Genomic DNA, 23689 nt, shown 5'->3' with positions numbered 1-23689 from the left:
GGGATATAGGAAATCCTATGTTTTCTATGATAGATCCACAGACACTCGCCTTAGCCTCGCTGGTCGTGTTTCTGGGCGCCTTAACCCAAAGTCTTATTGGGTTTGGGCTTGCGGTTGTCGCCAGTCCTTTGCTGTATATCGTCGATCCACAACTTGTACCTGCGCCTGTTATTGCTATGGGTTTCTCCATCGCCCTGCTGACCTTAGTGCGTGAACGCGGTCACTTAGAATTCAATGGCTTGCAATATGCGCTCATAGGCCGCGTGCCCGGTGGTTTTATCGGCGCGAGTTTATTGCTGTTTGCGCCTCAACCCATACTGGGTTTATCCATCGCCGCCATTGTAACTGTCGCAGTGATCCTCAGCCTGAATAAATTCAGCCTGCCAGTGAATAAGAAAACCCTCTTCAGTGCGGGTGTGGTTTCAGGGATCTTCGGCAATATCGCCGCGATTGGTGGCCCGCCGATGGCGATTTTGTTGGCAGGCAAAGATGCCTCGCAGTTTCGTGCTGCCCTGTCGGCCTTCTTCATTTTTAGCTCCATGATTGCATTGGTCATTTTAGCGATCACTGGCTTATTAGAATTAAAACATCTGTGGCTGTCGTTGATGCTGCTCCCCTCAGTGATTTTAGGTTACTTAGTCGCAGGACGATTAGTGGGCCGTGTCGATAAAGAGAAGACAAAGATGGCGACGTTAGTCCTGTGCAGTATCAGCGCCTTAGTGCTAACGGTGAAGTCGGTTATCGAGTTATTACCCCAATAAGCGTCCTGCTTGTATTGGCAAATCATCTGAAGATTCAAACAATAAAAAGCACTGACATTGCCAGTGCTTTTCTTTATCTATCAATATCTAAAGCCAGCTTACACTCAGCTTAAATAGCTTTGCCCTGCGTACACAATAAAGTGTCTTAGAGCGAGTACGCCGGTTAAGCTCGCGCAGGCAACCATGATCATTGCGCCCTTAGTGTGGCGAGTCGCGGCGGGTAACAGCATAAACAGCAATGGAATACCAAAGCCAATTCCGACAACACCTATCCAGAACACGCTTGCCCATAGCCCAGACGTTAACGATGCTAAGGCCGCAGCAGCCGCGCCGCCCTTAAAGTACAAGGCGCAGAACAACATGAACAGGAACAGAATTTCAATCGCCATCACAGGCAATTCTAAACCGTGCATCTTCACTAAGGTTTTGTCGTGGCTGTCCGTCTTAAACATCAGCAACGCCAGTACCGCATTTGCCGCAGCGCCCGCCGATAGACCTGACACTAAAAACAGCGCAGGCAGTACCGCAGTGTTGAGCATAGGGTAAGCATTCATCGCCGAAATTAAGAAGCCAGTGTAAGCCCCCACGCCAATGGCGAGGACAAACAACAATACTTCAATCAGCTTTCGAAATGGCATAAGTAACTTAGCGATAGGCGCTAGGAAACCTAAACCCCATTTTGGTAAGTCATCCCGCAGCACAATAATGGCGTACGCAAAAGCTAAGGGAGAATACGCCAGCAGCGCCAGCACCCCGATTGCCATCACAGACTGGAAGTTATAGTGAATTAAGATCAACCAAAAGTGGAATGGTTTGGTTAAGTCAAACACTAAACAAGCTAGACCTAAGCTAATTGCTACAGGCCCAATAATGGCTGCCGCCTTAAGAATGCTGCTTTCAGCTCCCGCGCTGAGTTCCTTATTCGCCCAGCGCAAACCAATGCCAATCAGTAAACTGCCCGCGGATAACCCCGCCATAAACAGGTAAACGGCGATGACCCAGTGCCAAGTGACAGGATCATATTGCGCCATGTCGCCCCAAGTATTGTTCATAATCAAATCCCCCCTCTTTTGGTAGGAACGCGATATACCCTAGGTTTAGTGCCCAAATGGGTTTTATCTTGGTAAGTGATTTTAGTGTTGAGCATGATGGCCACTTCACTGCGTGGATCATTGGCATCACCAAACACTAAGGCATCGGTTGGACACACAGTCACACACGCTGGCTCTTCGCCCCGCGCTAAACGCGTATCCTTGCAGAAGTTACACTTATCCGCCGCCTTGGTTTCTGGGTTCATAAAGCGCACTTTATAAGGGCACGCTGCCACACAGTACATACAACCGACACACTTCTCGGTATGGATAGAGATAATGCCATCTTCACCCACATAGGCCGCGCCTGTTGGGCACACTTTAACGCAGGGTGCATCTTCACATTGCTGGCAAGATACCCTGTGATATTTGAAATGCAGATTGGGCATCTCACCAAAGGGGCCTTCCACACGCACTTGCAGACGAGTTACGCCTTCGGGTACGCCATTTTCACTGCGACACGCCACGTTACAAGCTTGGCAGCCGATGCACTTATTCTCGTCGTGCACCATTACATATCGTTTATTCATTTAAGCCTCCGATTAGCGCTTTGCCAGCGTGACGCCCGTGGTGTGCACTGTCATGCCACACACAGGAGCAGTAACATGCGGCAGTAAGTTACCGCAGTGGATACCTTTGCCCGTTGCTCTGACCAACTCTTTGTTTTTAGAACCAAAGCCCATGTAAGCAAACACAGTATCTTGGCGAATACCCGGCGTGACTAAGGCATGGCCTTCTTCTGTGCCAACACTGCTGGTGAGGCGGATTGGATCGCCATTGCTGATCCCTAACTTGCCCGCAGTAACGGGGTGAACCCACACAGCGTTATCCGACATCAGGTTAGCGAGCATAGGCACATTGTGGGTGGCACCATTGGTGTGCACCGCCACTTTGCCTTGGATAAAGTACAACTCATCTGCTTTTTTAAGATTCACTTCGCGGAACTTGATCACCCCACGGCCCGGTGCCATGGCTTCGACTTTCGCGGAAGTGAGTTCAATCTTGCCACTCGGGGTTTTAAAGGTCAGTGCGCTGGCGTAAGTGCCGTCTTCATCGGCAGGTCGCGCATTGGGGTATGCCTTAATAAACTCGGCAACCATCTTAGGCTCGCACAACATAATTGGCTTACCGAAGCTCACAAAACCTTCGTCTTTGATCCGGCGCAGCAGGTCAGTGTCGCGGTTCACCTGCAGCATTTGCAGGGTTTCCATGTTTTCCCATGGATAGAACTCGCCAAGACCCATAGCCACACCCACATCCTTAAAGATCTGCCAAGAAGGCTTAGTATCACCTAAGGTTTCAACGACCCGTTGGCGCACATAATAGGCCGGATTTTTACCTGACTTATCAGCAATTTCTTCATCACGTTCAAGATAAGTTGACTCAGGTAAAATCACGTCCGCATAGGCGGCGGTTTCGCTGATATACACATCACACACGGCGATAAAGTCGAGCTTTTTCATCGCTTCAACAACGCGTGCTCTGTCTGTCATGGTTTGCATTGGGTTAGTGCGTGACATCACCCAACCGTGTAACTGGTAAGGAACAGCGCTTAATGTGGCATCGAGAATAGTTTGGTAAACGCCGCCCGATGTCCACATCATGGCGTACTGTTCTTCCACCTGATCGATACGTTTCGCTGCTGGTTTTGGCATGTCTTTCACGCCAGGTTTTGCCAATACGGGCGCAACCGCTTCACCGGCAAGCTTGTTGTAATCACCGGGTTTCTGGCCGATATAAATCCCGCCCTTACGCTCGATGTTACCAATCAAGACGTTAGCGGCGTAAAGGGCGCGGCGCATCTCAAACTCTTCGGTGGTAAAGGTGGCTCTGTGACCAAAATCGACCACAGCATGGGGCGCTTTAGCGGCATATTCGTGGGCGATACGACGAATGTCTTTGGCAGGCACATCGGAGATGGTTTCAGCCCATTCAGGGGTATAGGCTTTCACTTCGGCGGCAAAGGCTTCGAAGCCTTCCACATAGCGCGCGACAAATGCCTTGTCGTAAAGATTATCTTCAATCAATACATGGCATAACGCCAAGGCGACGGCCACGTCGGTACCGGGGCGAATGGCATACCATTCATCGGCTTTATCGGCCACGACGGAAAATCTTGGCTCGAACACCACCAGCTTGGCACCTTTGTCCATTTGCGCCGCCATCATGCCGCGGGTTTCGGACATATTGATGCCTTCGTACAGGTTATGGCCGAAGTTAATGATGTATTTAGAATTACTTAAATCACGTTTGACCTTAGTGCCAAAAATAGCCTTAGCGGCAATTTCATAACCACCAGGGCAAGTCGACGCGTGGGTAAAGGTATTTGGACTACCAAAGGCGGTCGCAAGGTGAAACAAATGCTTTTCTTGTGAGCCAGATTTTGACGAGAATGCCACGGCTTCTGGACCATGTTCTTTTTTGATTTTATTGAGGTTTTCAGCGATTAATTTATAAGCCTCATCCCAACTGATCTCAGCCCATTTACCTTCGCCGCGCTCACCGACCCGCTTTAACGGTTTAACGATACGCTGTGGATCGTACAATAAACTATGGCCTGCGCCGCCACGGGCACACACTTTACCGCCAAAGGATTTAGCGGCCTTGTTGCCACTAATGAAGACGTTTTTGCCCTCAATCACCCGCGCCGAAATCGGGCAGCGAGTCGAACACATTTCACAAATACTGGCAATGTCTTTGCCCATGCCCTTTAGCTGCTTATTCTCTAATGCCGCTAAGCTGCCCGGCAGCAGACTGGCCAACGCACACGTGGCGCTGCTCGCTCCTGCTCCCTTTAAAAAGGTTCGCCTATTAAGCTCAATCATGGTTACCTCCATCACGCTCATCCCACCCGCCAGTCGCCACATTGGACGCCATCGAGCAGAGGTTTGCTCACTGATTTGATTACTTTTTTAGTTATAAAGCGTTAAAACAGCGCCACCATATCTTCAAAATACACGGCATACGCTGAATACACTGCTCATCCACAGAGATTGTTATCCCGAAAGAGGTAGGTGGGTATTGTGGTAAACCACATGGGGAAGCTCGGTGTGATCTACCGCAACTAAAACCTAAGACTGACCTTGAAATACGTGAATAAGATCAATAGGTCTTAAAAAACGGACAGAAAAAGCCGCCAGATGGGACAAATGGCGGCTTCAAAAACAAACAGATATTTCAGTAAATTGCGATAACACTCGTGGGATGATCATCACTATGCTGAGTGAAAAGCTGAGTAAAAACCTACCACAATCCTTAATCCATTAATTCTATATCGAGGCAGTTGAGCAGCCGAGTCGCTTCATCGCGGCTAAACTTAGCGCCTTTGATTTTATTGTTAAAAATGTCGATATCGTAATTGGATGCCTCGCTGAAATCCGCCTCCAATAATTGAGTTCGGCCAAACAGACTATGACTAAAATCCGTGTAGGTGAAATTGGCTTGATTAAAACTGCCCTCGCGAAAATCGACATCGTGGGCCTTGCACTCTTCGATGATGATTTCATCGAGGGACAAGCCTAAAAATGAGCAGTCATTTAGGATGCATTGCTTAAAGGAAAAGGGCGCGGCAAAGGATAAACGCGACCACGCGGCGCGGGTCCAATCGATACCGACTAACTTACATTCTTCAAACTCCACCCCGCTGAACTGACACTGGGGCACTTTCACTAAACTTAAGTTGCAACGCACAAAGCGGCAATCGATAAACTTGCATTTACGGAAAGTGCTCTCGCTAAAATGGCAATCTTGAAAGCAACAATCCTCGAACTCGATGCCCTGTAGATCTTGGGCTAATTCCGACAAGCCATTGAACTGTTTTGATAAAAAACTATTGCCCTGCAAAGCCGCGCTTTGCGCGAGTTGCGATGGCGCAAGCTGTGATTGTGTAAGCTGTGGCACTTCTTTCTGTGACGACATAACACCTCTAATCCTGCCCAATCCCCAGCAATAAAATATGCAGGGCAATTGGGCTAGATACTGCTTATTGTTTACTCTCTGATACGAGGCTTGAGACTCACCGGCTAAATGCTCGCGACGAGTTCCTCAAGCTGATCGGTCGCCTTAGACCAACCCTGATGAAACCCCATATCCTCATGATTCTGCCTATCTTCACTATTCCAATGCAGCACCCGCGCAGTGTACTTGGTCTTGCCTTCCACAGGTTCAAAAGTAATAGTTGCCGTCATAAAGGCTTTATCGGACGGCACCCAAGCCTCAGTAAAGGCATCGGTAAATACGATGCGCTTATTCTCAACCACCTCGAGATACACGCCACGATTCGGGAAATCCTGTCCCTCAGGGCTGCGCATCACGATCATATTTGAACCACCGGCACGCACATCTAAGCTCGCGCTAGCCACAGTCCACGGCCTTGGCGTAAACCAAATTTTGAGGAGTTCTGGCTCGGTCCACGCGCGGAACAGCTTTTCTGGCGGCGCATCGATAATCCGCTCTAATACTAGCTCTCGTTGATTATCATTATGTACATGCTGACTTGTGCTCATATTCCCTCCATTGGATATTTGGCTTGATGGTCTTGTCGGCTGCAGCTACGTCATAAGCTCGCACATCAGCGCACTAAAATACAGCCCTTCAACATTCGCTCGTCCGCAGAACACCAGCCCTCCATCATGCTCAGCACTGAGTGTTAGCGCGTGATTCCCTTGCAAATCCTTATGCCCGCTAGATTCAAGCCACAGAACTATATAAAGAGCAGTGTAAAGGGCTATGTAAAGATCTGTGCAAAGAGCGATGCAAATAGCCGTGGCAAATTTTGTCAAAAAAGGTAGAATGTCGCCACTTTTTCGCGGCAGTCTAGAACAAGGTTCTCTCGGATTAATGGTTAGCATTTTCGAGCAAAATGGCACGGGCCCAGCCCGCTTTCGCAGACCACTTTCACTGTGGTGCCAACCTTGCCCTGCGTTTGTTCCATCCCTTGCATTATCTCCACCCAATACAATTCAAACACCGCCCGAAAATACGACTTTTGCTGTTCAAGATTTAACATCAAATCCCGCAAACTGGCTGAGCGATTTACGCCCTAAGCCAAGCGCGAATAATAAAGCGGTTGCAATGAATCTGGCTGTTGCTAACGCCATAGTCCATCTGCAAACCGACACTTATAAAAACCTTATCCCTACACTCTCTATCCTAAGGAATACTCGTCATGAGTCTTGCTGATTCCGTATTAGCCGTGAATAACGATTTGCCAATCCGCACCGACAGCCCAGTCCACAGCGGCAAGGTTCGCAGCGTTTACTGGCTAACCGATGCCGACAGCCGCCGTTTAATCAAAACCAAGGGTTATAACGTACCCGAAGATACCCCGCTCGCCATCATGGTGATCAGCGACCGTATCTCGGCCTTCGACTGTATCTTCCACGGTGAAGGCGGCCTCAAAGGCATTCCCGGTAAAGGCGCGGCATTAAACGCGATTTCTAACCACTGGTTTAAACTGTTCGCCGAAAACGGCCTAGCCGACAGCCATATTTTGGATATCCCGCACCCGTTCGTATGGATAGTCCAAAAAGCCCGCCCCATTAAGGTCGAAGCCATTTGCCGCCAGTACATCACAGGCTCAATGTGGCGCGCTTACTCTAAGGGCGAGCGCGTATTCTGTGGCATCACACTGCCAGAAGGCTTAGAGAAAGATCAAAAGCTCCCTGAGCTGTTAATCACCCCATCGACTAAGGGTATTTTAACCGGCATCCCAGGCGTGCCAGCCCAAGATGACGTGAACATCAGCCGCAGCGATATCGAAGCCAACTACCAAGCCTTTGGCTTTGAAAAGTTAGAAGATATCGACCTGTACGAGAAGCTGTTAAAGGATGGCTTTAAAGTGATTTCAAAAGCACTGGCCGACATTGATCAAGTGTTTGTCGACACTAAATTTGAGTTCGGTTATGTGACCGATAAAGATGGCAATTCAAAACTGATTTACATGGATGAAGTCGGCACCCCAGACTCATCACGCATTTGGGACGGCGCAGCCTACCGCGATGGCAAGATTTTAGAAAACTCTAAAGAGGGTTTCCGCCAATTCCTGCTAAATCATTTCCCCGATCCTGATGTGCTGCTCAACAAAGACAGAATGCCAGAGCGTGAAGCACTCGCCCGCGACAATAACCTCCCACTTGAGGCCATGATGCAAGTGTCACGCACTTACACCGGCGTTGCCGAGAAGGTGACTGGCGCTCCAATCCCGCTGCCAGCGAATCCAAAGGCAGATATCATCAAGATACTCAAAGATGAGTATGATCTGATTGTGTAATAGAGAGTTGTAATCAAATCTGAGGTTTTGGGTGGTTTACCCATAACTGAATAGTAGAAAAGGCGCTTAGGCGCCTTTTTGTTTAAGTCATTCAAAAACTTAACCAATACACCGCTGATGATTAAGCACTGTCATTCCAGTGACACGCCATGAACTCATCCATGAGGGCTCGACGACGGCATCTGATGTAAAAGGATTTACGAATGTCGCGATCACATGGATGTGAATGAGCGACCATGTCACGGACGGTCACTTACATGCCAATGCTTAATTCAACCAACTCTTCAGTAATCTGTATGCCTTTTCACAAGCAGACACTTTACAAATTTAACAATGGGCGGCTCGTTAAATTGTTTCGGTGTAAGGTGATAACTAGATCTGTACAGCCAACATGTCTAACTATGTAGTATTGATACAACCTCTGCTAATAGTAAAAAATTACAGACCATTGAGAACTGGTATATAGCAATCAAGCTTTTCATCAAACCGCAGATTATCAAACTGAACACCAGAATACTTTAACCTCACGAAAGCAGAGTAATAGTCACTATGCCTCGTGATAAATCTAGGATAAATATTTATATCATTATCCGCAGCGTCAAACGTGTCGCCAGTTACATAATTTAGGCATTTGAGCCTGCTTGGCAGCCCATATATTACTATAGGGTTTACAGGGAACTTAGGGTTGTCATATATAACTTTACGTAGTAACTCCCACTTTGGGTACATTGCATTTTTTATTTTAGCGAAAACAACCACATCAATTAGCCACCCTTCAATCAAAAGTGGCCGATCAAAAGCAGAGGCAATTTCCTTACAACTTATTGATTTAAAATCAAATATATTCACAATGAGAAACCGATCATCATAAACAATGTATCCGAAACCAAACTCACCGCTTTCAAGCGGAATGTAAAAACAAGTACCTACATCAATCTTTTTCATACGCCCCCACCAAGTTAGCATTTTTTCTTCGAAGATGAATGTGTTGACATTCTATTTCTATAGTTTTCATCAAACGCTTTGGCCCTCTTATCATTAGGAACACTCAATCTGCTGGGGTCGTAAGAGCGAGCACGGTTGCCTGCTCCAGCATTAAATTTACCGTCTTCTGTGTAGACTCCACGCTGAGAAGTATCTAACGTTTTGTAATGTTCAATATCCGCTTGTTCATACCCTCTGACTTGTGCATGAGAATACTAAAGAATACTAAATGGAAATACTAAATGGACATCCAAAATACTAAATGGACATCCATCGTTAATGGCGAGGTAGTTAACCTCCGAATATGCTTTGGTTAAGCATTAAACAAGGAGGTTTGTAGGCCGCGCCCTCGCAGAACTCAGATTAGTCTTGAAGACACCCCTTTTTATCACTGTTGCAGTCGTGTCGTTCGACGTGCTTTTTTGTGTGGCGATGATCGTTACTCAGGTAAAAACCATGACCATCGCCGCGCTTGGGTAGAATCGCTATTGTTTGAACTCGAAGCCGTTTTTGCAATAGATGTGGCGGCCTTTGCGGTGATGTCCAATCATCTACATGTGGTTTTACGCATTGATGTAGAGACAGCAAACCGCAGGAGCGACAGGGAGGTGCTTGAGCAATGGCATAAGCTATTTAAAGGCGATGAATTAACGCAAAAATTCGCCAAAGGTGGGTTGGTTGAAGCGGACGAGGTCAACAGATTAAGGCATTCAATCGCCATTTATCGCACCGCTTATGTGATATCAGTTGGTTCATGCGTTGCTTAAACGAGCCGATAGCAAGACAAGCAAATCAAGAAGATAACTGTACTGGGCGTTTTTGGGAAGGTCGATTTACCTATTTCTTTTATAGAGAATCAAGCTCTACTTGATGAAGCTGCCGTTTTAGCCTGTATGACTTATGTGGATTTGAATCCCATCAGAGCCCAAATGGCCGATACACTGGAGCGATCAGCTCATGCCAGTATTCAGCTTCGAATTCAGGCGGCATTGAAAGATGAGCAGCCCAAAAATCTATTGCCTTTTATCGGCAATGAACGCGATAACCAACCCATTGGCATTACGTTTTCATTAATAGATTACCTTCAATTGGTGGATGATACCGGTCGAATTATTCGAAATGATAAACTAGGTGCAATCACTGAAAATAGCGCCAAGTTACTGACAAGATTAAATATCCACCATGACAATTGGCTTAAGCTTACCACCGAGTTTGGTAAGCTATTTCATGGCCCTGTGGGAACCTTGCAAGAACTGACTGATTACTGCGAACACTTAGAAAAGCGACGACGGCACTTTGCCAAATGCTGTCAGCACCTCAACGCTGGCTGATTTCAATCCTGCATCATTAACCATGCCTTTCACAACAGCCAACAAGAGAATGGCTTAGGTATTTTTTACTAAAAATCTAAGTTTTTCAGCAAAATAGGCTAATTGAGTTAGTCCTCATCCTCTGGAGCAATACCTCGCAAGCTATTTAGCCGCTAAGTGACTTTTAGTCACTTGGATGCTAACTGAAAGTACATTATGTTCTTGTTTTATATTGGGTGGCCTGATTTATATCTTCGCTACAAATGGAGGACAAGATTTATTTCTTCCAACACTAATTGTCAATTGCTGCAATTTTTTTAAAGATTCCATCTAACTAATCATTATTATAAGTCGTTTCTTGAATTAAATGACTATCTTCATTATAGCTTTTCCAAATACCTTCTTTCTTACCATTTTCATAAGTTCCTTCTACTTCTATTATACCATTTTTATGATAACTCTTAAAAAGCCCCTCTCGCTCTCCATTTTTATAATATTCCTCAGCTTGCAATATTCCTTCCTCATCATAGGCTTTATAAAGACCATCTAATTGATCATTTTTATAAACGCCTTCCGCCTCTAATTTACCGTATTCATTATAATATTTAAACAGACCATTTCTAATACCATTAACATAGTTTTTTTCCACTGTCAATCTACCATTTTCATTATAACACCTCCAAACACCTTCTAATTTTCCATTTATATATAACGCTTCATTCTCTAGTTCACCATTACAATGATAAGTTCGATAAAAACCGTCTTCTTTCCCATTTTTAAAAATTTGTACTGTTACTTGACCATTTTCATTATAATATTTCCAAACACCTTCTAAAGTCCCATTTTCATAAGTCAATTCCGACTCTAACTGACCGTTTCTATAATAGCTTTTACAAATACCCTCTTCTTTCCCATTTACATAAAACTTTTCCTCCATTAGTTTTCCATTAGACCAATAATGCTTATAAATGCCTTCTCTATTGCCTTTTCTATAAGTTCCCTCTTTTTCTAACTGACCGTCTTTATAATAACTATTACAAATACCATCTAACGTTCCATATTTATAATTTTCTTCTTTTTCTAACTGACCGTTTTCATAATAACTATTACGAATACCATTTAACTTTCCATCTTCATAATTTTCCTCAATCCTTAGTTGACCATTTTTATAATGACCTGTTACTTTTCCTGTAAATATTTTTTTACTCATTTTACTATACCATAATTAAGATAACTCAAATTCAACTCCGAAGTGCGATACTCTAATCGAAGAATAGAGGCAAGATTAACGCCCAAGAGTGCAAATCTCAATCTATCAGTTCTATTTTTAACCATAGCTTACTCAAAAGCATACTTATGTTAACCATAGATGTAAGAGACTATCACCATGAATTATCTGTATTTTACCATAGTAAGACGATACCAGGTTTTTATTCTTTTAGAACAGCGCTTTCGATATAAATGTACTGATTGTCATCGTCCTAATGACGATAGGCAATCCTCCCATGCCTAAAATCGGTGGGGTTTGCATGTTTAAAAACGCCTTTTTTAATGAATTAGTTTGACTTTTGTACCATATATCGTCCCATCATTTTTAATGGTACTCGTTCAAGCAATTTTCGCCATAACAGATTGTAGGCAAAAAATGGAAAGTGAATTATATTGTTGTTTATAAATGGCTGCCAATACTTCTTATTAAATCCAATAACATCTACCATCAAGATAAAGTAAAAAAGGCGTGACACTTAAAGTATCACGCCTTAATAATTATGAATTGTTGATGAGATTACTAATTAGAAGCGATATTCAACACCGATACTGGCTTGATTAAAGTCTGTATCTGTTTTCCCGCCATTGGCGACGCTATCTACATTAATATCTGCATCATACCAAGTGTACTCAGCATTAATTAAAAATCGATCTGTGACTTTAAATGCCACACCAGCACCCGCAAATACACCTTCGCCATCGTCATTGCCAGAAAATCCGACGACGTCATAATCTGTCGAATACCATAACTGACCACCTTTAGCATATAGCTCAACTCGGTCTGCAATGGGAAGCATGACTTTAAGGGCTGCCGTATAACCATCGGTTTCGGCATTTGCTAAACCATTACCATAATCACCAAAGTTAATGTAACTACCTTCAAGAGCGAGGTATTTATTAAACTTATAACCAACAAGGCCCTGCATTACATCACTATTATCATCAAAATCATCATCGCCATCGACTTTTAAATAACCGTAGTTAGCGCCGACATAGATACCGTTTTCTGCGGCATCACTGTTGCTCATGTTATCAGCATGAGAATATGCACTAAAAGAGGCTAAAGAAATAATGGCAGCTAAAGTAAGAATGGGATTTTTCATAAAGTACTCCTAGTTAATTATTTAAATACACTAAGGACATTACAAAAATAATGCCAACCTCGCAAAACCACACTCAGATCAATACATAATGAAAACAATAACCTTACTTATCAACAGTATAGATTTATTTTAATATTTTAAATTCAAGTTAACTATTTTTATAAAACACATGAAACTTTTTTCATACTTACACTAAAGCCGTGCTAATTCTGTCTTAATGTATTTATTGCCTATGAAATTGTAACTATTTCATAGGCAACAAAATAAACATACAAAATCATTACATTTAATTAATTCCATTATCATTTATATTGTGCGACTTACTTATTAAAGCAAGTTTATTAAAGCAAGCTTTAACGGGAATACTGTGCGGCAGCGTTATAAACAAGAGTTATGGATGACGAACTGATTGTTAAACATGGACGTTATTTGGCGAGGAATATCCAAAAGGGGAACAGGTACTTTCCCCTTTTGGTCGACTCTTGATGAAAAATCAGGAGTGAAGTCTACTACTTTCATTTGGGTTTAAATAAAAACAGACTGAAAGAGAAGCGAGATTTAACAAGTCACACTGACATTATGAGCAAGCCTTCTGTTACCAACCTTCAACAGAAGGTCAAATCTTCACGCAAACAAACAGCGCATTACCTGATGCTAAATCCCACGGGACAATTCTTTCATAATCGTGTTCGAAAACATGCACTTCAAAATAGGGCGCTAACAATTCCTGCAGCTCAGTGAAGCTGGTAGCGACCATAGCATGTTGGTCTTGCCATTGCTCAATACTGTGGACTTCTTGTAAACCCACTTCTTGCAAACCTGCAGCGTTTAACTCGGCTTCCAGCGAGCCTAAGCCTTTCATATCAGAAACAGGTAAAGGCGAGAACTCAGCAAACGGCTGACTGCTTTTGGCAATACTCAACTTTAATGACTGTTTCTCACCTTGCCCACTGTAATGCCAGCCGGATTCGAAGGCGAAATGGCTACCATCAAACTCGGCAAAATGCTTAACCGAACTTGTGTTATCGATTCTGTGCTTATCGACAGTATTAAAACAAAACAGCCCACCATCATTAAGTGCGCTATGCACACTGGCGATACAGCTTTTAAGACGTTCAATGCAAGCACTGTAATGGATGGAATATAAAAAACAGGTAATCAAATCGACGCGCTCTTCTAAATAAAAAGCCGTCATATCTTGGAGGTTAAACTGAGCTTCAGGACAACGACGCATTGCCATGTCTAGCATAGGCTGATTAATATCAAGGCCACTGCACTGATAACCAAGGTCGATAAAATGCCGCACATGCGGACCAGTGCCACAGGCTAAATCAAGATGTTGCTTACCATTATTGCCGAGGAACTGATGCAGACGATGGATACTCGCGCTCTGTTGCTGGTAGTTGATATCGGAACACATTAAATCGTAATAACCGGATAAATCGGTATAGAGCGCGTTGGAAGACATAGTAGCGAATAGGTAACAAGGGCAATTTTAGGTGGCGCATGATATATCAGTTAGCCGATATCAGAAACAAAGAATTATCCATCGAGTCTCAGCACGTGTTATCACTCTAATCGTGCAACGATATCAATCCACCTAACCATTTACTTTGGGGCGTGAAAGCTCAGCTCTTCATAGGAACTCAAATATTCGAGTTGTGGTTTGGCAAAATAATAACCCTGAAAATACTCAATCCCTATTCCAGCGAGATAATTAAGTTCGGCTTCAGTCTCAATGCCTTCGGCCAAAACTCTTGTATTAAGCTCTAAACAAATACGCAGTATTTCATCCACGGCTAACTGCTTTTCTCTATCGAGATCGATATCACGGATCAAGGTCATATCAAGTTTTAATACTTGAGGGCGCAGGGCTTCGAGCCAGCTTAAATCAGCAAAACCACTGCCAAAATCATCGATTGCAGTGATAAAACCACGCTTAGCATAGCTCTCGAAGATACGGACTAATTTTGCCCGATCAACAATTTGCTCGCCCTCAGTCACTTCGAACATGATTTTGTGAATATCAAACCCATACATGTCGGCGGCTTCAATCGTCGCGCGGATACAGGTCTCAGGGTTATATACGGCATTAGGTAAAAAGTTGATACTGAGCATCTTATCGAGTCCCAGCTTTGAAGCGGTTTCTATCGCTTTAACACGGCAAGCCTGATCAAAATAGTATTTATTATTTTCATTAATCCGCTCAAACACCCACGCAGCCCCTTCACCATCAGGGCCTCTAACCAGAGCTTCATAACCGCTAATCTCACGACTAGGCCAATGGATAATAGGTTGAAATGCCATTCGAATTTCAAATCCTAATGACTTACCACTTAAGCAATCCATGCAAGTTTGTTGCTTTATTCGAGCGGGAAAATCCATAAACGGCCTCCTAAACATTAACACTTACTAGTGTGAGGATAAATACTTAAATTTGCCAGTTTTTACTGTTCATCATCCTAATAAAATCCATCACATATAGAGTGAAGAATGCTATTTCCAAAAATATAAAACGATTGTAAACGGCATAAAAAAATGGATGAATCTCAATAGGAGCTTCATCCATCACCATATACCTCAGACTGATTTACTTCAGTTTATAAACCACTTCAACTCTATCTTCTATGCTCACTTGGCCGTACTGATAGCTCTCGGCGGCGCCCATGGCATCGGCTTTAGCGCTCATGCGTAACATGACCGGTTGCACAGGGCGTTGATCGTAATAACGGATCTGCCAGATCTTACCGAGATTTTCACCAAAGCCTTTAGCCAAAGATTCGGCTTTTTGTTTGGCATCCACAATCGCAGCTTGACGTGCTTTGGCGACGTATTCAGCTTCTTTACTCGACTTAAGGGCGATGTTATTCACCCGATTCATACCCTCTTCTAAGGCAGAATCTAAAATAGCATTCAAGCGGCTTAAGTCTGTTACCGACACGGTAATTTGGCGACTGGCAGTATAACCCGTCAGCTCTGGCGCTTTATCCTGCACATAGACGTATTGCGGTTGAAGATTTAAATTCGCGCTCTGGATCTGATCTTTAGTCACACCCGCTGCGGTGAGACGGGCGATAAACTTAGCCACGGCGGCATCGGAATTATCTTTGGCGGCTTTAGCGGTTTTTTCGGTCACGGCCACTTCCACATTCACATCCGCCATATCAGGCTCGACTTGGATTTGACTCACCCCCATGGTTTCAATATGCGGGAAATCGACCTCAGCGGCGAGCACTGCTGGCGCCATAAACGCGCTAGAAAAAAGACCACCCGCCACCAATACCGCTAAAAGAGAATTTTTCATAACTTACTCCAAAATAATGTGCTTATACCTAAACCACTTCAAATAGAACGCATATTCAAAACGAGACGGCTAAAACGACTGTGTCGCTTATTTAGCGCTTAGGCTATCAGTAAAAAGTGCCAATACTTGTGCCAATATGTAACAGCATCAAGAAATTGTCTCTTGTCCCTATAAACGCGGCCAATTTTAAAAAGGGTTAATTTTTCTGAAAATTTTTTAGCGCTTTTTATCCAGATAAATTCGACCTTGGATCTTTGGCCTATCTTCCTATATCCACACCCAAAATAGGCCTTAGGGTTAACTGGCATATTCAGCGCCCCAGTTGTACACTTTTCAGCCAAAGCTACTGTACCTTTTAATCACTTCAGGTATAATCCGCCAACTTTTTTAAGGCGGCTTATACCTCAGCGAGAAACCATGACAGTTGAAACTTTTAAACCCAAGCAAACGACCACGCTTGATATCCCAGTCAAAACATTAGAAGCAGCAAGCACCAATGCTGTTACCACTGGGAATCGCATCGGTTTCGTGTCTTTGGGCTGCCCAAAAAACCTCGTGGATTCAGAGCGTATTCTGACTCAGTTACGCATCGACGGCTACGAAGTGACTAACAGCTACGACAATGCCGACTTAGTTATCGTCAATACCTGCGGCTTTATCGATGCTGCGGTGGAAGAGTCTCTGGATGCTGTGCGTGAAGCCTTAGAAGAAAACGGCAAAGTGATCGTCACTGGCTGCCTTGGCGCCAAAGAAAACCAAATCCGCGAAGTGCACCCAGATGTGTTAGAAATCACTGGCCCACACAGCTACGAAGCCGTGTTAAAGCACGTTCACAAATACGTGCCTAAGCCAGAACACAACCCTTTCACCTCATTAATCCCACAAACTGGGGTTAAGTTAACGCCTAAGCATTACGCTTATTTAAAAATTTCAGAAGGTTGCGACAACCGTTGTACTTTCTGCATCATTCCTTCACTACGTGGCGATCTCGACAGCCGCCCAGCGGGCAGCATCTTAGATGAAGCTAAGCGTTTAGTGGAATCAGGCGTACAAGAAATTCTAGTTGTCAGCCAAGACACCTCGGCCTACGGCAAAGACAAAGGCGGTCGTACCGATTTTTGGAACGGTATGCCAGTCAAGCAAGACATTACTAGCCTAGCGCGCCAACTGGGTAAAATGGGCGCTTGGGTGCGTCTGCATTACATCTATCCCTACCCATGGGTTGACGATTTGATCCCCTTGATGGCCGAAGGTTTAATCCTGCCGTATTTGGATATTCCAATGCAGCATGCAAGCCCGCGCATCCTCAAGATGATGAAGCGTCCAGGCCGTGTTGACCGTCAGTTAGAAGCGATTCAACGCTGGCGTGAAATCTGCCCAGATCTAGTGATCCGCTCGACCTTCATCGTCGGCTTCCCAGGTGAAACCGAAGAGGATTTCCAAATCCTGCTCGATTTCTTAAAAGAAGCTCGTCTTGATCGCGTAGGTTGCTTTAAGTATTCTGAAGTCGATGGTGCTGTCGCCAACACCATCGCTGAGCTTATCAGCGAAGAAGTGAAAGAAGACAGATACCACAGATTTATGGAACTCCAAGCCGAGATCAGCGCCGAGCGTTTAGCCCGTTTCGTTGGCCGTACTTTAGATATTCTGATTGATGATGTAGACGAAGAAGGCGCCATTGGCCGCAGCTTCGCCGATGCACCAGAAATCGACGGCATGGTGTTTATCAATGGTGAAACTGAGCTGGAACCCGGTATGTTGGTTCGTGCCCGCATCACCCATTCAGATGAACACGATCTGTGGGCTGAAGTGGTCGACGCTGACACCCAAGACTAAGCCGTTCTGATATAGGACAGGCTATGACTCAAAAAGCGAACCTCTGGTTCGCTTTTTGTTTTTATCATTTCGTAAGCATTAACACTGCGAATGCTTCAGCATCCTTACTCCACTGTTTCTTCACACTGTCTTGGCCCACGATATTGATTCATTGCCAGCCTCAATTTCGCTGATTTATCAGCAGCTAGGATGAGACGTTTTGAATTAAGCATTAAGCATCGGGTCCCAACATCTTATTGGCATCGACCCAAAGCTCGAACTCTTCTGCAGTCACAAACTCAAGTTCTAATGCCGCTTGGCGCAGTGTCTTATGCTCACTATGGGCTTTTTTAGCTATCTTAGCGGCCTTTTCATAACCGATATGTTGATTTAGCGCTGTCACTAACATGAGTGAGTTCTCCACATGCTGCGCGATTTGTGGCTCATTCGCCACTATGCCGACTACGCAATGGTCATTAAACGACTGGCAAGCATCCCCCAATAAGCGCCCCGATTGCAGCACATTGGCGATGATCATCGGCTTAAACACATTGAGCTCAAACTGACCATTGCTGCCGCCAATCCCAACGGCGACATCATTACCCATGATTTGCGCGCACACCATAGTCATAGCCTCGACCTGAGTCGGGTTGACTTTTCCCGGCATGATCGACGAACCGGGTTCATTTTCAGGCAGTAATAACTCACCAATGCCGCAGCGCGGGCCAGAACCTAACATCCTAATATCATTTGCGATCTTCATTAAACTAACCGCCGCCACTTTATAGGCCGCCGATAGAGCGACTAATTCATCGTGGGCAGCAAGGGCAGCAAACTTATTCGGCGCCGTTACAAAGGGCAAACCCGTGAGTTTTGCGATATTGTCCGCCACCTTAACGGCGTAATCCTTGTGTGTATTCAGCCCAGTGCCGACGGCAGTCGCACCTAAAGCTAACTCGGCCACCCGCTTGAGACTGTGCTCAATGCCTTCGATGGCATGACTTAACTGCGCGGCGTAACCGGAAAACTCTTGGCCTAACGTTAACGGTGTTGCATCCATAAAATGCGTGCGACCGATTTTAACTAGGTGCGCAAACTCCTCGGCCTTATCCTGCAAGCTCTGCTGCAATAACCTCATGCAGGGCAAAACGAGCTCAACGGCTTGGCGATAGGCGGCAATGTGCATTGCGGTGGGAAAGGTATCGTTGGAGGATTGCGAGCGGTTAACATCGTCATTGGGATGCAAGCATTTAACCGCATCGATAAGTTGTCCACCCGAGAGTACATGGCCGCGATAGGCAATCACCTCATTGACGTTCATATTGGTTTGCGTGCCCGAGCCTGTTTGCCAAATTACTAAGGGAAATTGCGCATCGAGTTCGCCTGTAATCAGCTCATCGCACACTTGGGCAATCAGTTGAGCTTTATCTTGGTGCAAGACGCCAAGCTGTTGATTGGTAATAGCGGCGGCTTTCTTTAAATAGCCAAAAGCGTGGATCACTTCGACAGGCATAGATGCCTCAGCACCAATACGAAAGTGCTGCCGCGAACGCTCGGTTTGTGCGCCCCAATAACAATCGACGGGGACTTTCACCTCACCCATAGTGTCGTGTTCAACTCGATATTGCTGTGCCATGTGCATCTCCTTCGCTAAAACGCTCTCAGCGTTCACCATACTCGCTCAGGGCGAAAGTACAATTAACCTCCAACAAGGAGTATCAATAATAAGGCTGATTTAAGCGTAAAGATTGGCGTAAAGGCAGGTGGAGGAGCATGAATTGGCAGGATTAACGAGGCACTAACACAGCAGACTAAAGCAGCGAACTAAAACAGTAAAAAGCAGATTAACAAAAGCGCAGACCTAGAAAGTCAAAAGGGGCATCGCCCTTGTGCTGATGCCCCTTTCGGTTTTGTGCCTTACGGTCGTATGACCCTTTGCCCTTTTTCGCTTTCTCGGTGCGGGTCCTAAACAAGGGACTCGTCACTAACGCTTTGAGTGCGTTATCGGTAATGGTGCCTCGACCACTTTCGTGTTCTAAGGGCATATTTTGCGGTTTTTGCTTAGTCATTTTATGCCTCACTGCTTAATGAAAGTTAAGCCCATAGCCTAACAGCGCAAACTATAACGCAATCAAATCAGATGTACAGAGTTTGTGCACTCCAACATAAAAAATGACTTTGACTAGTAGAAAAGTATGATAGATTATTCAAACAAAAATAATATATTAGCTTAATAATCAATAAGATTTTATTAATAGGTTTAGTGAGTGGATTTTGCCATAACCTTTATTGGCACTCAGGTTACACTTTGTAATCGACAGATAAGGAGATCAATTTGACATCCGTGTTAGTCGCTCAATCTTGGCTCGGCGCACTGTTTTTACTGATAATGCTTCAAACCCCGCTTGCCAACGCTTTTTCCAGTTCAGACTCCTGCGTGATGACCATGGGGTATCGTACCAGCGAACGCTTACCCTTTATCGGAGACGAGTCCAATAACACGGGATTTTATCACGAACTCTACCAAGCGGCGGCGAACAAGATTGGCTGCAAACTCAATGTGGTGCGCGCACCTAAATTACGTATTCTGCGGGATCTCAAACTCGGCAATATCGATTTTTATCCCGGCCTTAATTTCACCGAAGAGCGGGCTCAATACGCGCATTTTATCCCCAATGGACTTTCACAACGTGCGATTGGCATTAGCCGTGCTGGCGCCGCCGATATTCGCTCCATTGAGCAGTTAGCCCATAATGAAATGACCCTCTTAATCGCTCCCGGCAGTTACGACTTTGGCGGCTTACCCGACAAAATTAAGGTACGCAAACCGCCTGAGTTAACCGTCCCTAAAGCCTTGGATTATTTGCTTTCAAACCAAGGGGACTTTTTTATTTATGATCAAACCACTTTGCATTATTACCTTAAAAATCGTGACCAAAGCCAGTTTAAACTCCACTATCACTACAGCGAATTACCGCAGGAAATGTACCTCGGTTTCTCGAAAAAAAGCCGCCACTACCGCGGTAGATACAACCCCAACTATCGCGCTGATATCCCCATCAGCCCAGATAACAGTCCCACTGTGTTAACACCAGATTCTAAAGTCTTTGAATTTGCCAAAGCACTCGCCGCTATGGATTCCCAAGGTGAAACTCAGCGCTTGTATAGTAAGTATTTTGGCTAGCTTAAATCCCAGAAATTAAAATGCCTCATTTGGGTTAGCTTAAATCACAAAAGTACCGCTAACGCAGAGTTCTATTGGACCTTTTATCAATTGAGGTACCAATAAAGAGCTAGGAGAATCATGCCTAACTGATTAAAAAGTGGAAAACTTGTCTTCTGCTCAAGCCATATTCTGATGTTTTAACTCGCTTTGTTACCCTCTGCGACAATATGCCGCACCTGCCACACTGAGATGCTCTTTATAATGCAGCGCAATTAATCCAAGTGAATGGAAGACAATAAGATGGCTGCAAATTCTGCGTATTTATCTCACCCGTTTAAAACTTCAGTAATTTCCTCATCCCTCGCAATCGCCATGGGCTTATCGCTAGCGCCACAGGCTATGGCTGACGACAGCGAATTAGCCAATATTGAACGCTTAGAGGTCCATGGCCAACAGACCGAAAACCGTAACGCCTTAGGCTCGGCTGAAAATCTACTGAAAGGGCAAGGAGTCGATTTCTCCGAAGCGGGCGGCGTATCGGCCCTACCTATCCTCAATGGTATGATGGGCGATCGCATCAAAGTGCTGGTTGATGGCGCGGACATTACCGCGTCCTGTGCAAACCAAATGAATCCACCGCTGTCCTATATCTCCGCCAATCAAATCACCACAGCCGAAGTCATTGCGGGTGTATCGCCAGTCAGTGCCGGTGGCGACAATATTGCGGGTGTGATCAAGGTTAGCAGCCTTAACCCTAAATTTGGTGAAAGCGAGGCCATCAAATGGAATAGTGGCGATATTTCAACTGGATATCGCAGTGTGAGTGACACCTTATTACTCGGCACCAACGCAACAGTCGCCAGCAAAAATGTCAGCCTAAGCTATCAAGGCGCCTATGAAGATGCCAACAGCTATAAAGATGGCAATGGCGATAAAGTCATCGATACCCTGTACCGTGCACAAAACCATGCTTTGACCGCCGCATGGCGCGATGAGACTCAAGAAGTTGCCATCAAATTGACCCACCAAAATATTCCATTCCAAGGTTTTGCTAACCAATACATGGATATGACGGATAACAAGAGTTACGGTGCCCTCGCCCGTTATCAACTCAAACTCGACGATGACGGTGAATTCAGTGCCCAAGTAAACTGGCACGGCGTGAAACACGAGATGGGCTTTTTCACCCCAGAAAAAACCGGCAAGATGCCAATGAACACTGAAGGTGATGACTACAGCTATCAACTGCACTGGCGCTTGCCAATGGGTGATGACAGCACCTTACTGGTCGGCCAAGAATACTATAGCTACCAGCTCGACGATGTTTGGCCTGCGGTGCCTGGCACTATGATGGCGCCCAATGACTACATCAACATCAACGATGGCCAGCGAAAACGCGCCGCCGTTTATGGCGAATGGCAGCAAGATTTAAGTCAAAGCTGGTGGTTATCGGCGGGTGTTCGCTTTGAGTATGTCACCACCAATACTGGTGAAGTCCAAGCCTATAGCAACATGCCTATGATGGGCATGCCCAATGTCGACGCAGAAGCGGCAAAAGCCTTTAATGCAATGGACAGAAAACGTGATGATAATCTGATCGATGCCACCTTACTGGCGCGCTATCAATTATCGACCAATCAACAACTTGAGTTTGGTTTAGCCCGCAAGAATCGTGCTCCGAATCTATACGAACGTTACAGCTGGGGCCGCGGCACTATGGCGACCACTATGATAGGTTGGTATGGTGATGGTAATGGTTATGTGGGTAATCCGGATCTTAAACCAGAAACCGCCCATACCCTGAGCGCAGCCTACAAATATAACGATGATAGCTGGCAAGTCTCGACCACGGCTTGGTACACAGCTGTGACTGACTATGTCGATGCCGAAGTCATTGGTAGCTTCAATCGCACCAGTTCGCCTGATGGCAAACGCAATATTCTCCAATTCACTAACTTAGATGCCAATCTCTATGGCGCACGTTTTAATGCGCTCTATCAGTTTGCCGAAACCAGCACAGGTAAATGGCAAGTGTTAGGCAAAGTGAATGTAACCCGTGGCGAGCGAGATGAGGGTGATGAACCTTTATATCAAATCAAGCCGTTGCAAACAGAGCTGGCACTGCAACATCAGTTAGGTCAGTGGGAAAACAGTCTTTCATGGCAATGGGTTGCGACCAAAGATCGCGTAGATGACCGCCGCCTTGAAAATGAAACCGACAGCTACTCCTTGCTCAATTTGAACAGCAGCATGAAATGGCAGGATCTGACTGTTACCTTCGCCGTGAATAATCTGTTCGACAGCTACTATGAGCTGCCACTGGGCGGCGTGAGTGTGGCTGAATTTAAGGCCGATAATACCAATGGCTTTAACCAGATTGCCGGTGCAGGTCGCTCGTTTGAACTCAGCGCAAGCTACGCATTTTAATGACCGATTTTAAAGGCACTGTTTTTAACAACATAGTTCTTAACGGCACGGCTTTTTAGGTCGAGCAGCCCTAATCGACGCGTTAAACAAAAAGGGCAAGCAGATTAAGTGATTAATCGCTTGCCCTTTTTATGCTCAAACCACATTCATGCTACTAGCACTAAAGCACTGAGACGACTTAAGCGCAC

Annotated in this window: 19 protein-coding genes and 1 pseudogene; 7 read left to right on the top strand and 13 right to left on the bottom strand. The window is 45.2% G+C overall.

What is annotated here, in order from left to right; genetic code table 11:
• Positions 1-17: 17 nt before the first annotated feature.
• Entirely contained in the window at positions 18-761 is a 744-nt protein-coding gene (locus tag AAA952_RS11450) for a sulfite exporter TauE/SafE family protein (protein WP_212600085.1), read from the top strand.
• Positions 762-865: 104 nt separating this feature from the next.
• Here the strand turns inward: AAA952_RS11450 and nrfD are convergent, their stop codons facing one another.
• The 5 genes from nrfD to AAA952_RS11425 form a co-directional block, all read right to left on the bottom strand.
• Positions 866-1813, bottom strand: a complete 948-nt coding sequence (nrfD, locus tag AAA952_RS11445) for an NrfD/PsrC family molybdoenzyme membrane anchor subunit (protein WP_219253698.1) — start codon at positions 1811-1813, stop codon at positions 866-868.
• Positions 1814-1815: 2 nt separating this feature from the next.
• Positions 1816-2382, bottom strand: coding sequence for a 4Fe-4S dicluster domain-containing protein (locus AAA952_RS11440; protein WP_105251316.1), 567 nt, complete (start codon positions 2380-2382; stop codon positions 1816-1818).
• A 12-nt stretch (positions 2383-2394) separates the two neighbouring features.
• Positions 2395-4677 carry a thiosulfate reductase PhsA gene (gene phsA, locus AAA952_RS11435; protein ID WP_168825633.1) on the bottom strand — a complete coding sequence of 761 codons (2283 nt, stop codon included), beginning with the start codon at positions 4675-4677 and terminating at the stop codon, positions 2395-2397.
• 430 nt (positions 4678-5107) lie between these two features.
• Complete coding sequence (locus tag AAA952_RS11430) at positions 5108-5770, bottom strand: pentapeptide repeat-containing protein (RefSeq protein WP_338257110.1); 663 nt, start codon at positions 5768-5770, stop codon at positions 5108-5110.
• A 104-nt stretch (positions 5771-5874) separates the two neighbouring features.
• Positions 5875-6357: an SRPBCC family protein gene (locus AAA952_RS11425; protein ID WP_338257108.1), complete on the bottom strand. Its 483-nt coding sequence runs from the start codon at positions 6355-6357 to the stop codon at positions 5875-5877.
• Between the two features lie 247 nt (positions 6358-6604).
• Here AAA952_RS11425 and AAA952_RS11420 point away from each other — a divergent pair, with 247 nt between their 5' ends.
• Both AAA952_RS11420 and AAA952_RS11415 read left to right on the top strand, forming a co-directional pair.
• Positions 6605-7033, top strand: coding sequence for a hypothetical protein (locus tag AAA952_RS11420; RefSeq protein WP_219234511.1), 429 nt, complete (start codon positions 6605-6607; stop codon positions 7031-7033).
• Positions 7020-8123, top strand: coding sequence for a phosphoribosylaminoimidazolesuccinocarboxamide synthase (locus AAA952_RS11415; protein WP_338257104.1), 1104 nt, complete (start codon positions 7020-7022; stop codon positions 8121-8123). The genes AAA952_RS11420 and AAA952_RS11415 overlap by 14 nt, the downstream gene beginning before the upstream one ends.
• 438 nt (positions 8124-8561) lie before the next feature.
• On the opposite strand, the gene AAA952_RS11410 is transcribed toward AAA952_RS11415, so the two are convergent.
• Positions 8562-9068 carry an Imm26 family immunity protein gene (locus tag AAA952_RS11410; protein WP_181800855.1) on the bottom strand — a complete coding sequence of 169 codons (507 nt, stop codon included), beginning with the start codon at positions 9066-9068 and terminating at the stop codon, positions 8562-8564.
• A gap of 401 nt (positions 9069-9469) precedes the next feature.
• Between AAA952_RS11410 and AAA952_RS11405 the strand changes: the two are divergent.
• Positions 9470-10438 (top strand): annotated as a pseudogene (locus AAA952_RS11405) (transposase).
• A gap of 313 nt (positions 10439-10751) precedes the next feature.
• On the opposite strand, the gene AAA952_RS11400 reads toward AAA952_RS11405, so the two are convergent.
• The 5 genes from AAA952_RS11400 to AAA952_RS11380 all read right to left on the bottom strand — a co-directional run bounded on the left by AAA952_RS11400 (position 10752) and on the right by AAA952_RS11380 (position 16093).
• Positions 10752-11627 carry a toxin-antitoxin system YwqK family antitoxin gene (locus tag AAA952_RS11400; RefSeq protein WP_338257102.1) on the bottom strand — a complete coding sequence of 292 codons (876 nt, stop codon included), beginning with the start codon at positions 11625-11627 and terminating at the stop codon, positions 10752-10754.
• 583 nt (positions 11628-12210) lie between these two features.
• A complete protein-coding gene (locus AAA952_RS11395) occupies positions 12211-12789 on the bottom strand; it encodes a porin family protein (protein ID WP_105251308.1) in 579 nt (192 codons plus the stop codon).
• 616 nt (positions 12790-13405) lie between these two features.
• Positions 13406-14257: a class I SAM-dependent DNA methyltransferase gene (locus tag AAA952_RS11390; protein ID WP_338257099.1), complete on the bottom strand. Its 852-nt coding sequence runs from the start codon at positions 14255-14257 to the stop codon at positions 13406-13408.
• 140 nt (positions 14258-14397) lie between these two features.
• A complete protein-coding gene (locus tag AAA952_RS11385) occupies positions 14398-15174 on the bottom strand; it encodes an EAL domain-containing protein (RefSeq protein ID WP_113940061.1) in 777 nt (258 codons plus the stop codon).
• 205 nt (positions 15175-15379) lie between these two features.
• On the bottom strand, positions 15380-16093 hold the full coding sequence (locus AAA952_RS11380) for an oxidative stress defense protein (RefSeq protein WP_113940062.1): 714 nt from the start codon (positions 16091-16093) through the stop codon (positions 15380-15382).
• Positions 16094-16510: 417 nt separating this feature from the next.
• Between AAA952_RS11380 and rimO the strand changes: the two genes are divergently transcribed.
• On the top strand, positions 16511-17929 hold the full coding sequence (gene rimO, locus AAA952_RS11375; RefSeq protein WP_198573078.1) for a 30S ribosomal protein S12 methylthiotransferase RimO: 1419 nt from the start codon (positions 16511-16513) through the stop codon (positions 17927-17929).
• Between the two features lie 211 nt (positions 17930-18140).
• On the opposite strand, the gene fumC is transcribed toward rimO, so the two are convergent.
• Entirely contained in the window at positions 18141-19544 is a 1404-nt protein-coding gene (fumC, locus tag AAA952_RS11370; protein WP_338257096.1) for a class II fumarate hydratase, read from the bottom strand.
• A 208-nt stretch (positions 19545-19752) separates the two neighbouring features.
• The gene (locus AAA952_RS11365; RefSeq protein WP_131523432.1) at positions 19753-19977 is read right to left on the bottom strand and encodes a ribosome alternative rescue factor ArfA; all 225 of its coding nucleotides are present in this window, start codon (positions 19975-19977) and stop codon (positions 19753-19755) included.
• 266 nt (positions 19978-20243) lie between these two features.
• On the opposite strand from AAA952_RS11365, the gene AAA952_RS11360 reads away from it, so the two are divergent.
• Both AAA952_RS11360 and AAA952_RS11355 read left to right on the top strand, forming a co-directional pair.
• Positions 20244-21092, top strand: coding sequence for a substrate-binding periplasmic protein (locus AAA952_RS11360; protein WP_317629814.1), 849 nt, complete (start codon positions 20244-20246; stop codon positions 21090-21092).
• Between the two features lie 282 nt (positions 21093-21374).
• The gene (locus tag AAA952_RS11355; protein WP_263142141.1) at positions 21375-23501 is read left to right on the top strand and encodes a TonB-dependent receptor; all 2127 of its coding nucleotides are present in this window, start codon (positions 21375-21377) and stop codon (positions 23499-23501) included.
• The last annotated feature ends 188 nt before the right edge of the window (positions 23502-23689 follow it).

Source organism: Shewanella sp. M-Br (assembly GCF_036245925.1).
In the GTDB taxonomy this organism is placed as follows: Bacteria; Pseudomonadota; Gammaproteobacteria; order Enterobacterales; family Shewanellaceae; genus Shewanella; species Shewanella oncorhynchi.
This window is presented reverse-complemented; position numbering and strand designations above follow the sequence as displayed.

What these genes read in the sequence shown, in the direction of transcription:
- AAA952_RS11450 (WP_212600085.1), top strand. Translation starts at nt 18, where the DNA reads ATGTTTTCTATGATAGATCCACAGACACTCGCCTTAGCCTCGCTGGTC.
- nrfD (WP_219253698.1), bottom strand. Translation starts at nt 1,813, where the DNA reads ATGAACAATACTTGGGGCGACATGGCGCAATATGATCCTGTCACTTGG.
- AAA952_RS11440 (WP_105251316.1), bottom strand. Translation starts at nt 2,382, where the DNA reads ATGAATAAACGATATGTAATGGTGCACGACGAGAATAAGTGCATCGGC.
- phsA (WP_168825633.1), bottom strand. Translation starts at nt 4,677, where the DNA reads ATGATTGAGCTTAATAGGCGAACCTTTTTAAAGGGAGCAGGAGCGAGC.
- AAA952_RS11430 (WP_338257110.1), bottom strand. Translation starts at nt 5,770, where the DNA reads ATGTCGTCACAGAAAGAAGTGCCACAGCTTACACAATCACAGCTTGCG.
- AAA952_RS11425 (WP_338257108.1), bottom strand. Translation starts at nt 6,357, where the DNA reads ATGAGCACAAGTCAGCATGTACATAATGATAATCAACGAGAGCTAGTA.
- AAA952_RS11420 (WP_219234511.1), top strand. Translation starts at nt 6,605, where the DNA reads ATGCAAATAGCCGTGGCAAATTTTGTCAAAAAAGGTAGAATGTCGCCA.
- AAA952_RS11415 (WP_338257104.1), top strand. Translation starts at nt 7,020, where the DNA reads ATGAGTCTTGCTGATTCCGTATTAGCCGTGAATAACGATTTGCCAATC.
- AAA952_RS11410 (WP_181800855.1), bottom strand. Translation starts at nt 9,068, where the DNA reads ATGAAAAAGATTGATGTAGGTACTTGTTTTTACATTCCGCTTGAAAGC.
- AAA952_RS11400 (WP_338257102.1), bottom strand. Translation starts at nt 11,627, where the DNA reads ATGAGTAAAAAAATATTTACAGGAAAAGTAACAGGTCATTATAAAAAT.
- AAA952_RS11395 (WP_105251308.1), bottom strand. Translation starts at nt 12,789, where the DNA reads ATGAAAAATCCCATTCTTACTTTAGCTGCCATTATTTCTTTAGCCTCT.
- AAA952_RS11390 (WP_338257099.1), bottom strand. Translation starts at nt 14,257, where the DNA reads ATGTCTTCCAACGCGCTCTATACCGATTTATCCGGTTATTACGATTTA.
- AAA952_RS11385 (WP_113940061.1), bottom strand. Translation starts at nt 15,174, where the DNA reads ATGGATTTTCCCGCTCGAATAAAGCAACAAACTTGCATGGATTGCTTA.
- AAA952_RS11380 (WP_113940062.1), bottom strand. Translation starts at nt 16,093, where the DNA reads ATGAAAAATTCTCTTTTAGCGGTATTGGTGGCGGGTGGTCTTTTTTCT.
- rimO (WP_198573078.1), top strand. Translation starts at nt 16,511, where the DNA reads ATGACAGTTGAAACTTTTAAACCCAAGCAAACGACCACGCTTGATATC.
- fumC (WP_338257096.1), bottom strand. Translation starts at nt 19,544, where the DNA reads ATGGCACAGCAATATCGAGTTGAACACGACACTATGGGTGAGGTGAAA.
- AAA952_RS11365 (WP_131523432.1), bottom strand. Translation starts at nt 19,977, where the DNA reads ATGACTAAGCAAAAACCGCAAAATATGCCCTTAGAACACGAAAGTGGT.
- AAA952_RS11355 (WP_263142141.1), top strand. Translation starts at nt 21,375, where the DNA reads ATGGCTGCAAATTCTGCGTATTTATCTCACCCGTTTAAAACTTCAGTA.